Genomic DNA, 12099 nt, shown 5'->3' with positions numbered 1-12099 from the left:
TGTCTGACCACGCAGGCATGGCAGGCCTGCTACCCTGTGGGCTGGCGCCAGGCACCTCGCCCGGCGCACGCTCACAGGAACCCCCATGACACAGCCCGCCGCAGACCTGACCGCGCGCCGCATGGCGCCCGCCACCGACCGCAACCGCGCGCCCATCCTGGCCGTCTTGCGCGACGCCCTGCCAAAGACCGGCACGGTGCTCGAGATCGCCAGCGGCACCGGCCAGCATGCGGTGTACTTCGCGGCCGCACTGCCTGGGCTGACTTGGCAGCCCAGCGACCTCGATGCCACGCACCGCGAATCGATTGCGGCCTGGACCGCCCACGACAAGGTCGCAAACGTGCGGCCGCCGCTGGCCGTCGATGTCAGGCAGGAGCCCTGGGGCATTGACGCGGTGGATGCCATCGTCTGCATCAACATGATCCACATCGCACCATGGGCCGCCGCCGATGCGCTATTCGCCGGCGCCGGTCGCCGCCTGTCCGCTGGCGGCGTGCTGTATCTCTACGGCCCATACCGCCGCAACGGCGCGCATACCGCACCCAGCAACGAAGCCTTCGACCGCCAACTGCGCGTGGCCGACGCCGATTGGGGCGTGCGCGACATGGAAGCCGTCATCGCCCTGGGTGCGGCGCAGGGTTTGACCTGTGCAGAGCCGATTCCCATGCCGGCGAACAACTTCAGCCTGGTGTTCCGCAAGGCCGGTTGAGGGCGGCGCGCAACGGAATGTTGTGGAAGGGTTAAGGATTGCGATATTCCTGTTGCGGTGATTGAGCGGCCTGAACGGTGTGCGTAGCCTTGGCCTCGTGGTGATTCAACCAGGAGGTCAGTATGTTTGCCGAAGCCGTAGCTGAATACGAAGCCGTAGCCCTCATCCCGCCCCGCGATCTGCATGACATCGCGCGTGGAATCCAGTCCGTCAGCATTGCTGCCGATCTGTTGAACGCAATGCGTGAGATTGCCCGATTGCCTGTCAGCGGGCTGACCCCGGAGGAAGTCATCGAGCAGCAATGTGTTGATGTGCCGCCGGACGAACTGTGGCATGAGGTGGCGGCAGGCCGGCTCTGGGCCAGCTATGACGGGATTGCGAAGCGCCGATTGTTCCCGGCGTGGCAATTCGTGGAACCGGTATCCGAGCTGATGCCAGCGGTCATGGACGTATTGCTTGCCGCCGATTGCATCGACCCGTGTGATTTCTGGGAATCGCAGTTCGGTGAGATTGCAGACCTGACCCCGGCGGAGTTGTTGAGCGGCAAGCTTTTTGCTGCGCGCCGCTCTGTGTCGATCGACCAGGCCGACTATCTGGCCATGCCAGATATCGAACGTCAGCGGGTCGTGCTGACGATGCATGACCTGCTGGTGTCAGAACGCCGAGGCACCCTCGGATGATCTCAGTCAGGACCAGGCATAGCGAAATCAGGATGCCGCCGCGGGCGCTATTGAAGGAAGTGCTTGCTGACAGCGTGTGTAAATTGCACCGTGGCACGTGGTTGGCAAGAGCGGCCTGGACGCCGTCGTCGGTATTGCCGGAATCCGTTGCCCACACCTATCGCTGGGGGCCGCCACAAGCGTTGGGGAAGAGGGAAGCACCGTTCCCGTTTCACTGGGTGTACTTTGCCGAAGATCTCACCACTGCAGTATGGGAGGGGCGCTTCTGCAGGCTCAGCGTCCGGTGGCCAGGATTTTTCTGCGTAGAGCGGGGTGCGGTCACGGAGGGATTGGTGGTGCTCTTCAGACTGGAGGATGACTTCCGGCTGTTGGACCTGGGTGGTTCAACGGCGGCACGACTCGGTATATACGACCGGATATCCGATTCCAACTACACCTGGTGCCAGCACTTCGGCGTCGAATTGCACCACGTTCTTGCCGAACTTCATGAACGTACGGGCGCCATAGGCATACGTTATCCATCAAGGCGGCTGCGCAATCATTCGCGCCATTGCCATTCATTCGGGGTACCTGAGCGACTGGCGGCGCGCGATCACGATACGCACCATGCGCTTTGGGGATATGCCGTTCCACCGCGAACTGTGCCGCGATCCGTGCTATCTACCACAGGACTGCCGGTAGCCATGGCGCGTGGCAGACCGTCTAGCCGCGCACCAGCATCACGACCGCCGTCGCAATCAGGCACACCGCGAACGCGGCGCGCAGGCGCCGCTCCGGCATGCGATGGGCCAGCGCCACGCCCCAGGAGATCGTGAGCATGCCGCCGAGCGACAGCGGGATGCCGCTGTACCAGTCCACGTGACCGGCGTGCGCGTAGGTGAGCAGGGCGACTACCGCGCCGGGTGTGACCAGGGCCAGGGCCAGTCCTTGGGCAGCGGCCTGGCGCATGCCGAACAGGCCGACCAGGGCAGGGGCGGCCACTACGCCGCCGCCGACGCTGAAGAAGCCTGAGAACGCGCCGCCGACCACGCCAACCGCCGGTATCCAGGATGCGGACACCCGTGCCTGCTGATGCGTTGCGGCACGGCCGGGTAGCAGCCGCCAGAGGAAGTAGAGGGCCAGCCCGATCATGAACACGGCGAAGATGCGGCGCAGCAGCGCGGCATCGATCGACGTGGCCAGTCTTGCGGACAGATAGGTGGACAACATGGCGGACAGGCCAAGGACGATGGCTGTCTTGAGGTCGATGTCGGCGCGCTTGCGGTATTGCCAGAAGCCGATCACGACGTTGGGCGCGATCATGACCAGGGACGTGCCTTGCGCCAGTTGCTGGTCCATGCCGTACAGCAGGCCAAGCGCCGGGATGGCGATCAGGCCGCCGCCGATGCCGAACAGGCCGCCGACGCCACCGAGTAGCCCTCCAAGTCCAAAGATGAGGAGGGCGGACAACAACGAATGGTCAGGCATGGCGAATCGGGGGCGTGGTACGGAACAGGCAAGCGCGTGATGATACGCCGACATGGAGCAGACATTCGGGAAATCACCGACACGATGCCGGTCGTGCCAGGCGAGGATCACCACGTTGCTCCGCGGCTCCCGGAAGAGCGCGGAACATTGTGGTGACGGGCGATGCGGTACCGGGCCTACTTCTGGCCGGACGTGATCGTCACGCCCTGTCCGCCGCTCAGGTTCGTCTTTTGCGAGGTCGTCGAGTTCTGAACGTCCACGCCGACATTGGCGACGCCGCTGCCCTTCTGCTGGGCGTAGGGGTCTCGCGGCTTGGTACCACCCGTGCCACCCGTGCCCCCGGTGCCAGTTCCCGACCCTGCATTGCCGGCGCCACCGCCGCTGCCTGTGGAGCCGGAAGCGCCACCGGAACCGCCAGATCCGCCGGAACCGCCCGAACCCGAACCCGAACCCGAACCCGAACCCGAACCCGAACCCGAACCCGAACCCGAACCCGAACCCGAACCCGAACCCGAACCCGAAGAACCCGAGCCGGCCTTCTTCGTCGGCGTCGACAGGCTCGATCCCGCACCGGAGGCCGAGACATTGACATCGACGGAGCTGGACGTGCTGACGGCATCCTTCTGCGTGACCGTGCCGCCCGCCGCCACGGCGATGCTGCCTGCGGCGGCGCCCTGGGTGCCTTCCAGCGTCGTGTTGCCGCCCGACGAAAGCTTGATGTTGCCGCCGCTGCTGATCGACGCGCCCGTGGCGGTGTCGCTCTGCGCGTTCTGTACGCCCACGCCGACGCTGGCCTCGCCGCTACGCTCGTCCATGGTCTTGCCGCCAGTTTTCTTGCCGCCGGCACCCTTGGTCCCGCCAACATTCTCCTTTTTGCCGCCCGAAGCCGCGGCGCTGACGTCTACCGTGGTGGACTGGCTGCTCTGCTTGTCGTGCGCAGCGTTGAAGGCGAGATTGCCGCCTGCGGCCACGGTGACGTCGCCGCCGCTGGACAGTGCCGTGCCGGTGAAGGTGGCATCGCCGCCACTCTTGATCGTCAGCGGACCGCCGCTGGCGATGCTGCCTGCTACGTCGGTATTGCCGCTGCTCGATGCCTTGCCGACGCCGACACCCACCTCTGCACTGCCTTCGCCCTTGCCCGCCGTCACACCGACTTCCACGCCGACGCTCTGGCTGCTGGAGCTGCTGGTGTTCTTGGCGGCATCGACCGTCAGCTTGCCGCCCGTGGTTACGCTGGCGCTGCCGCCGGCGGCCACGTTGGTGCCTTCCAGGCGGGTGTCGCCCTTGGTATTGATCGACAGGTTGCCGCCCGCGCTGATGCCACCCACGACGGCGGTGCTGCTGCTGTCGTTGGACTTGTCGCCCTGGTAGCCGACGCCCACGCCGACGCTCTTGTTGACGATATCGACGTCGACCTTGCCGCCCGCGCTGGTGCTGTTGCTGCTGCTGCTCGACGTATTGGCGGCGGCACGGTAGTCGAGCGAGCCGGCGTTAAGCGCAACGTCCTTGCCGGCGGAAATCGTCGTGCCTTCCAGCGTCGTGGCGTTCGTCGACGTGCTGCTGACGCTGCCGCCTACCCTGATGTTCGACACCACGGCGTTGCTGGTATTGGACGTCGACGATTCGTCGTCGTGCTGGTAGCTGGCCGTGATGCCGGCGCCGGCCGACGTCTCGGTCTTGGTCCCCTTGCTTGCGCCGGGCCCGGCCGACGCGCTGGCCGACGCGCCCGCAGACGCTTCGGCGTAAGCGCCCACCTTGGCCGTATCGGTGGCCGTGCTCGACGAACTGTAGGTCGTGTTGGCAGCCGCCTGGCTGGTGATCGTCTTCGCCGACTGGGTCAGGTTGCCGCCCACGTCGATCTGCGTGCCGACGTCGTTGATGCTGTTGGTTGCCGTGCGCGTCAGGTTGCCGCCGGCGGAAATGCCGGAGGTAACCGCCGTGGTCGATCCGTCGACGCTGCTGGTACGCGTATTGGACCCGTACAGGCCCACTTCTCCGCGCGCCGACGCCTCGGCGGATGCGCCTGCCTGTGCGCCCAGGCCAACGCCGCCGCCGGCCTTCGCTTCGGCGCTGGCATTGCCGCTGGCGTAGAAGCCGGCCGTGGTCGTGCTGCTGCTCGACCGTGTCTCGTGCACGTCGTCGACCGCCTTGAAGCTCATGTCCTTCGCCTGAAGGTTCATGTCGCCGCCCGAGGCCAGTTGCGAGCCTTCGAGCGTCAGGTTGTTCGATGCCTTGACGTTCAGGTTGCCACCGGCGCTGATCGACGAGCCCTGATGCGTGGTGTCGAGCGTGGACGTGGTGCTGGTGCTGTGCTGCACCAGGTCGAGGTGGTTTTCCGAATTGGCCGACGCGCTGGCCGATGCATTGGCCGCCGCATTCGGATTGCCCTTGCCGGCCGCCGCGTTGGCGCTGGCATTGGCTTCCGCCTCGGCCTTGTTGTTGCTGCTGGCCATCAGGCCCACGGTGGTGGTGGTGCTCGTCGTGGTGGACGTCTTCTTGTCCTCGGCCGCCAGCAGGTTCACGTTCTGCGCGTTGACCGTGGCGTTGCCGCCGGCCTTCACGTTCGATCCCTGCAGGTTGACGTCCTTCGACGCGTTGATCGTGACGTCGCCACCGAAGTTGACGTTCGAGCCGACGTGGCGCAGGTCCGTGGTGTCGGTCTGCGTCTTCGTGGTGCTGCTGAACGCCAGGCCGGCCGAGCCGGTGCCCGTGGCTTCGGCCGATGCGCTGGCCGCCGCCGCGGCGCTGCCCCGGCCCGAGGCTGCCGATGCCGAGGCTTCCGCGCCTGACGATCCGCCGCCCGATGCGCTGACCTGCAGCACGCCGCTGCGTTCGGTGGTGGTGTGCGTCTCGTCGTAGTTGCGTCCCGCCAGCACGTTCACGTTCGTGGCGTTGATCTGGCCGTTGCCCTTCACGTCGACGTTCGACCCCTGGATCGTGACGTCGTTCTTCGCGGTCATGCCGGCATTGCCGCCCACTTCGAGCGTGCTGCCGACGTTGCGTACCGAAGTGGAATCCGTCGTCACGGTGGTCGAGCCATAGAGCGAGTTGTTCTGGCCAAAGCCGCTCGATGTGCTGGTCGTGTGCGTGGTCGTCGTGTTCTCGCGCGCCACGATGTTGACGTTGTTGCCGGCGTTCAGGTCCGCGTTGCCGCCCACCTTTGCGTCGGTGCCCGCCAGCGTGATGTCGTTGCCGGCCTGTGCCGACAGGTTGCCGCCGACGGTCAGGCCCGATTTCACCTGTTCCACCGTCGTGGTGGTGGTGAGCGTGCTGCCCTTGCCGCCATCGGGGCCACGGTTGGAACCGACGCTTGCCGTGTTCTTGTTCTCGATCGTGTCGAAGGTGATGTTGTTGCCGGCCTTCAGCGACGCATCGGTGCCGGCCGTCATGCTGGCGCCGAGGTTCGTGATGTCCTTCTTCGCATCGAGCGACAGCGATCCGGTCGACTGGATCGACCCGGTCTGGCCGACGGTGGTCTGGTAGAACTGGTCGGTGCCGTTGCCGGAGCTGAACGTCTTGTTGACGATACTGCCGCCGGTCGACGTCAGGCTCACGTCGCCGCCCTTGATGATGCCGGACGTGTTGGTGATATCGCCGGCAGTAGTCACCACCAGCGACTTGCCGCCGACGATGGTGCCGCCCGTGTTGGTCAGCGATGTCAGGTTCAGGTTGGCGTCCTGCGCCGAAATCACCGCGCCGCCGGCGATGCTGGCCTTGGTGCTCTGCGACAGGTAGACCACCGGCGCCAGCACGGTCTTGCCGTCCACCACGGTCTGCACCATCCAGACGATGTCCTGCTTCAGGCCGGCCTGCTGCTCGGGCGTCAGCGCCTTGCCGAACTCCAGGCCCAGGCTCTTGCTCTGCGCCGTGGCGTTGTCGAAGAAGCCCTGCATCTGCGCATCGGCATTCTGGAAGCTGGCCAGCAGCACGTTGCCGGTCTGCGCGATCAGCTGCTGCCTGACGAGGTAGTTCTCGTAGCTGGCATCGCCCAGGCGCAGGCCGATTTCATCCGTGCTGTAGCCGAGCATCCTGGTCAGGTAGTCCGAGCCATAGGTGGCCGTGCCGTTCATGTAGAGCGGGTTGGACTCGACCAGGTATTTCGCGCCCGGCTCGCGGGCGATGACGAAGACGCCGTTGGGGTTGGTCGGAAGCGGGATGTTGATGCCGCCGAACGCCGTGCCGTTCACGCCATTGGCGATGTTGCCGGCCACGAACGATACGCCGCCCTTGAGCGCGGTGCCGCCTGCCGTGGTCGCGGTGGTGCCGTCCTTGCCGGTCACACCCGTTGCGCGGTCGATCAGCGCAGTGGGCGACGTGCCGGCCCGGTCGGGCAGTGCGGTGATGGCGGTGGCATTGGGCTTCGTGGTGCCGGTCTTGGCGCTGTCGGTGATGTTGGTCGAGACAGCCCCGTTGTTGTTCAGCGCGAACCCGGTGCCGCTCAGCGATGCAGTGTAGATACCGGCCTTGAGTACGTTGTTGTACGTGCTTGTGTAGGACGTCTTGTAGCCGTCGTAGTGGCAGATCGAATCGTAGCGGTTGCCGCCGGAACTGCTGCAGAACGACCAGTCGTAGTCCTCGATGCCACCGGCCGGGCCGATTTCCTTGCGGGTCTCGCTGTAGTGCTGCGTGTAGCTGCGCGTTTCCAGCGCCAGGTTGTCGTTCGTGAAGGTCGCCCCGGACAGCACGAAGCCGTGGCCCGCATCGTCGTAGATGCCCTTGGCACGGTACAGGTTGCCATTGGCCTGCGAGGCGTCGGCCGAGAAGCCCTGCATCGTCACCGAATTGCCGCCCCAGAGGATGCCCCCCAGGTTCTTGCCCTCATGGAACGCGACGGTCAGTGTCTTTGTGGCCAGGATCTGCGGCGCGTGTGTCGGCGTGCCGTTCAAATAGCCCTGGGATACGGTCCACGTGGTGATGAAGTCGCGGCCCCAGTCCTTGTTGCCGCCGGAGCCCCCGTCATCGTAGCTGCCGCCGTCGGAAACGGTATTGTGGGTGCTGTCGGCGCCCCACGTCCGCGTATCGCCACCAGGTACCTCGTTGCGCAGCGTGGCGGCGACGATGTCGATATTCGTGTTGCTGACGATGTCGTAGTTGTTGACTAGCGTGTTGGCGCGGAGCTTCATCATGCCTTCGGACGTTCCGTCGGTGGCGCCGTCGGTGCTGATCGTGGCGGTATTGGTCAGCGTGCCGTTGGCCACCAGCGTCATCGAGTGGCCGGCGTAGATCGCACCGTTGTTCGTCAGGTTGCCCGCACCGGCTGCCGGTGCGGCTACGGTGAGGTCGAGCGCCCCGGCGTTGGCCGTCACGGTCAGGTCATGCAGGGCGGCAATGCCGCCGGTACCTGTGTTCGTGATATTCGGGGCCGTGACGTTGAGGTCGCGGCGCGAGAACAGCAGGCCATTGTTCGTGAGATTGCCGCTGACACGGACGTTGCCCGTGCCGGTGCCGCTGGTGGCGGCCATCACGCGCGCGGTGCTGGTACTGTCGCCCGCCAGGGTCAGGGACGCGGCGTCGAGATCGAGGTTTCCCGTCGCAGACAGCACGGCATCCTTGGCCAGCGTGACGGTGTTCATGTCGATGTCGACGGTGCCGCCGGTCACGGTTTTGCCGGCCGCGATGGCGAGCGTGGAACTGCCGCTGCCCTGCTGCACGGCGAGCTTGCCGCCGGCCCGGACGGTGCCGCCCAGCGATGCCGTGTAGCTGTTGGCGCCGCGTGCGCCGATGCTCAGGTCGCCGTTGGCCAGCAGGCTGCCCGTGCTGTCGAGCCCGCCGGTGCCGACGGCCAGCGTCATGCCGCCGACGGACTGCAGGGTGCCCTTGTTCGTGATCTGGTTGGCCGTGACGGTGCCGGCGCCAGCCGACGTGGCGGCCATCGTCGTGGTGCCGCCCGTATCGTTCAGGAATGTGCCGGATAGCGTAATGCTGCTCGCGGCATTGGCGCCACCCTGGATCACGCCCGTGTTGTTGAGCGTAGCGGCGGTGACGGCGAGCTTGTCTCCCAGCAGCTTGCCGCCGGCGTTGTTGGCCAGCGTGGCGCCGCTGGCGGTGATGCCCAGCGTGCCGGCCGCTGCCTGGATCGTTCCCGCGTTGGTCAGCGCGTTTCCTGTGCCAAGCAGAACGGTCAGATCGCGCCCGGCGCGCAGGGCGGCGTTGGCCTGGTTGACCAGTTTCGCCATCTGCAGCGTGGCGTCCTGGTTGGCCTGGATCGTGCCGCTGTTGGTCAGCGTGCCCGTGAGCGTCAGGCTCGTGATGCCGCCCGACTGCAGCGACAGCAGCCACGTGCCGCTGTTATCGAGGCTTGCGGCCGAAACGGAGCTGCCTGCCTTCGCCTGGACCCAGCCGCTCTGGGCATTGCCCGCTGCCGGGTTGTTGGTGATGGCCGCTGCCTTGATGGCCAGCGTGCCATCGCTGAGCAGGTATCCGCGGTTGTCGACGTTCTCGGTGCCATTGCCGCTGCGGTCGGCGATGTCGAGGCTGGTGCCGGCGTTGATGGTGCCGGTATTGGTCAGCGTCCCGTTGACGCGCAGCGTAGCCGTGCCCGTATCGGCGGTCACGATGCCGCCGTTGGTCAGTCCGGTAGACGTGACGTTGACGTTCGCGGCCTTCAGTGCCGATGTGGCATCGCGGTTCGTCACGCTGCCGGCGGCGGTGACGCCCAGCGTCTGGGCTGCCTGAAGCAGGCCACCGCCGGTGTTGGCGATATTGCCGGATGCGCTGATGCCGAGGTTGTTGCCGGCATACAGCGCGCCCGAATTTGTCACGTCGTGGGCGGAGACCGTGGCGCTGCCCTTCGACTGCAGCGCGCCACTGTTGGTCAGGTCGCCGGTCAGCGTGACGGTATCGCTGGCTGTCGATTGCTGCGACAGCAGCCAGGTTGCGCTGTTGTTGAGCGAGCCTGCCTGCACGCTCGTGCCCGTGTTTGCCTGGATCCAGCCGCTGTTCGGATCGGTGCCGTTGGTGGCGTTCGTGACCGAGGCTGCCTGGATGGCGATATTGCCATCGGACAGCATGACGCCTGTGTTGTCGAGCGCCTGCGTGGCGCCAGCGTGGGCGTCGGCGATGTCGAGCGTCTGGCTCGACTGGAGCGTACCGGTGTTCTTGAGCGTGCCGTCGACGCGCAGGGTGGCCGCGCCGTGATCGGCGCTGACCAGACCGTTGTTGGTCAGGCCCGCGCCGGCTGTCAGGGCGACGGTGTCGGCGCGCAGCGTTGCGCCCGTGTCGTTGACGATGCTGCCGCCGGCCCGGGTGTCGATCGATCCGGCCTGCGTGATCGCATTGGCGGCGTTGGAGACATTGCCCACCGCGTTGATGGCGAGTGCATTGGCGGCCAGCAGCGTGCGCGAATTCGTGACGTCCTGGGCGGCCAGCGTCGCGCTGCCCTTCGATTGCAGCGTGCCGCTGTTGGTCAGGTTGCCCGTGAGCGTGATCTGGTCCGCAGCCGTCGACTGCTGCGACAGCAGCATCGCACCGGCATTGTCGAGGCTGTCCGCGTTGATCTTGCTGCCCGTGTCGGCCTGGATCCAGCCCGTGGCCGTGTTGCGGATCGCGCCCGCCTTCAGTGCCAGGTTGCCGTCGGTCAGCAGGTTTCCGCTATTGGTGACCGATTGCGCGCCCGCGCCATTCCTGTCGGCGATATCGAGCGTCGTGCCCGCATGCACGGTGCCGCTGTTCGTGATGGCGCCATCGACGCGCAGCATCGTGCTGCCCTTGTCGGCGGTGACCGTGCCTGCGTTGTCCAGGCCTTGGGCGGCCGTCAGGCCGACATTGCCGGTCAGGCTTTCGATGCCCTGCGCGGCGTCCTTCGCGGTGGACAGCTTGCCGACCGTCGTCAGCAGCAGGTCGCCGCTGGCCTGCAGCGCGGCCACGCCCAGGTTCATGTCGCCCGACGTCGTGTTGGCCGACAGCGCCGCCGCCGACTGGAAGCGCGTGCCGGCGCCCGTCGTCAGGCTCCCGAACACGCCTTGCCAGTTGCCGATGGCTTGCCAGCGCGTGCCGCTGACGCCGGCAGCGCCGGCAATCGTCAGCCCGAGCGTGCCGCCTGCACTGCGGACGTTGTTGTTGTCGAGCGTGGCCGTCGTGGCGTTGTCGATCAGCGAAGCGGCATTGACCGCCAGATTGCCGGCCGCGACGATGGCGCCGCCGGCCACGTTGGCGCCGCCCTGCGCCGCTTCCAGCGAGGTATTGCGTCCCGACGAGATGCTGGCATTGGTCAGCGCCAGTGCGGTGGCCTCGTTGCTGGTGCTGGCGATCAGTACATCGCGCTGCGCGGAGATGCGGTTCTGCAGTTCGATGCGGCCCGCTGCGGACAGCGTGAAGTCGTCCGACGATGCGGCGGCATCGCCAAGCATGCGCACGCCCACACCCGCTTCGGTGGCCGTCAGCTTGATGCGGTTGGCATACATGCCGCCCAGCGCCGAGCTGTCGATGGCGTAGGCCGGCGTGGTGCCGGCGCCCGGCACGGCGCCGGTGACCGACCGGCTGGCATAGTCGTAGCGATTGGCGCCGGCCGTGATCGACAGGTCCTGCGCGTTGACGGTGCCGTCAAGCCTGACCGTGCGCGCCACCAGGTCGAGCATCTGCTGCGCCGTGGCGTTGAGGCCGTTGCCGTTGATCAGGATGTCGCCCTGGTTGACGGTGAATCCGCCCAGCGAGCCATTGCCATTGAGGTACGGCACGCCGGTGGTCAGCGTGACGCGGTCGGTGTTGATGAAGCCGCAGCCCGAGCACGTGATGCCGTACGGGTTGGCCAGGATCACATCGGCGCGGCCGCCCAGCACTTCGGTGAAGCCTGCCAGCGTACTGCGGTTGTTGGACACCACCTCGTTGAGAATCACCCTGGCGGTGTTCGTCATGTTGAAGTTGGCGGTGACCTGACCGGCCAGTTGCGACTGGTAGGCGATCTGCGCGGACGTGGTGTTATTGAGCACCACGCCCTTGTCGTTGACGTTGTAGCTGTTGTAGCGGTTGTGCGACAGCCCGGCGCCGTTGGCCGTGTCGATGTTGACCACCGTGGCGCCGTTCGGCGCCACGTAGACGTTGGTCTTGCCGCTGCCTGCCGCGACCGAGACCGACTGGGCCTGCAGGCCCAGCGGCGTGGCGGCCACCAGCGTGCCGGCGACCAGCGCCGCGCGGACGGCGCGGCGTTCGCTCTTGCTCTTGCCGTGGCCCCGGGCCGTTTCGGCAACCGCCGTCCACGTGGCTGTGGCGGCATTCCAGATGACGCGATAGATGTGGTTCATGGCG

The 12099-nt window shown here is 66.5% G+C and carries 4 protein-coding genes; 2 read left to right on the top strand and 2 right to left on the bottom strand.

The window, feature by feature from the left end; all coding sequences use genetic code 11:
* Positions 1–85 precede the first annotated feature (85 nt).
* Both CYJ10_RS23585 and CYJ10_RS23580 read left to right on the top strand, forming a co-directional pair.
* Positions 86–709, top strand: a complete 624-nt coding sequence (locus CYJ10_RS23585; protein ID WP_101683871.1) for a DUF938 domain-containing protein — start codon at positions 86–88, stop codon at positions 707–709.
* A gap of 122 nt (positions 710–831) precedes the next feature.
* A complete protein-coding gene (locus CYJ10_RS23580) occupies positions 832–1389 on the top strand; it encodes a hypothetical protein (protein ID WP_101683870.1) in 558 nt (185 codons plus the stop codon).
* A 702-nt stretch (positions 1390–2091) separates the two neighbouring features.
* Here CYJ10_RS23580 and CYJ10_RS23570 read toward each other — a convergent pair.
* Both CYJ10_RS23570 and CYJ10_RS23565 read right to left on the bottom strand, forming a co-directional pair.
* On the bottom strand, positions 2092–2856 hold the full coding sequence (locus CYJ10_RS23570; protein WP_092596732.1) for a sulfite exporter TauE/SafE family protein: 765 nt from the start codon (positions 2854–2856) through the stop codon (positions 2092–2094).
* Positions 2857–3032: 176 nt separating this feature from the next.
* Positions 3033–12095, bottom strand: a complete 9063-nt coding sequence (locus tag CYJ10_RS23565) for a beta strand repeat-containing protein (protein WP_101683869.1) — start codon at positions 12093–12095, stop codon at positions 3033–3035.
* Between the last annotated feature and the right edge of the window lie 4 nt (positions 12096–12099).

It is taken from the genome of Cupriavidus pauculus (assembly GCF_002858765.1).
GTDB lineage: Bacteria > Pseudomonadota > Gammaproteobacteria > Burkholderiales > Burkholderiaceae > Cupriavidus > Cupriavidus pauculus_B.
This window is presented reverse-complemented; position numbering and strand designations above follow the sequence as displayed.

Excerpts from the sequence above, each read along its gene's own strand:
- CYJ10_RS23585 (WP_101683871.1), top strand. The coding sequence starts at position 86 with ATGACACAGCCCGCCGCAGACCTGACCGCGCGCCGCATGGCGCCCGCC.
- CYJ10_RS23580 (WP_101683870.1), top strand. The coding sequence starts at position 832 with ATGTTTGCCGAAGCCGTAGCTGAATACGAAGCCGTAGCCCTCATCCCG.
- CYJ10_RS23570 (WP_092596732.1), bottom strand. The coding sequence starts at position 2,856 with ATGCCTGACCATTCGTTGTTGTCCGCCCTCCTCATCTTTGGACTTGGA.
- CYJ10_RS23565 (WP_101683869.1), bottom strand. The coding sequence starts at position 12,095 with ATGAACCACATCTATCGCGTCATCTGGAATGCCGCCACAGCCACGTGG.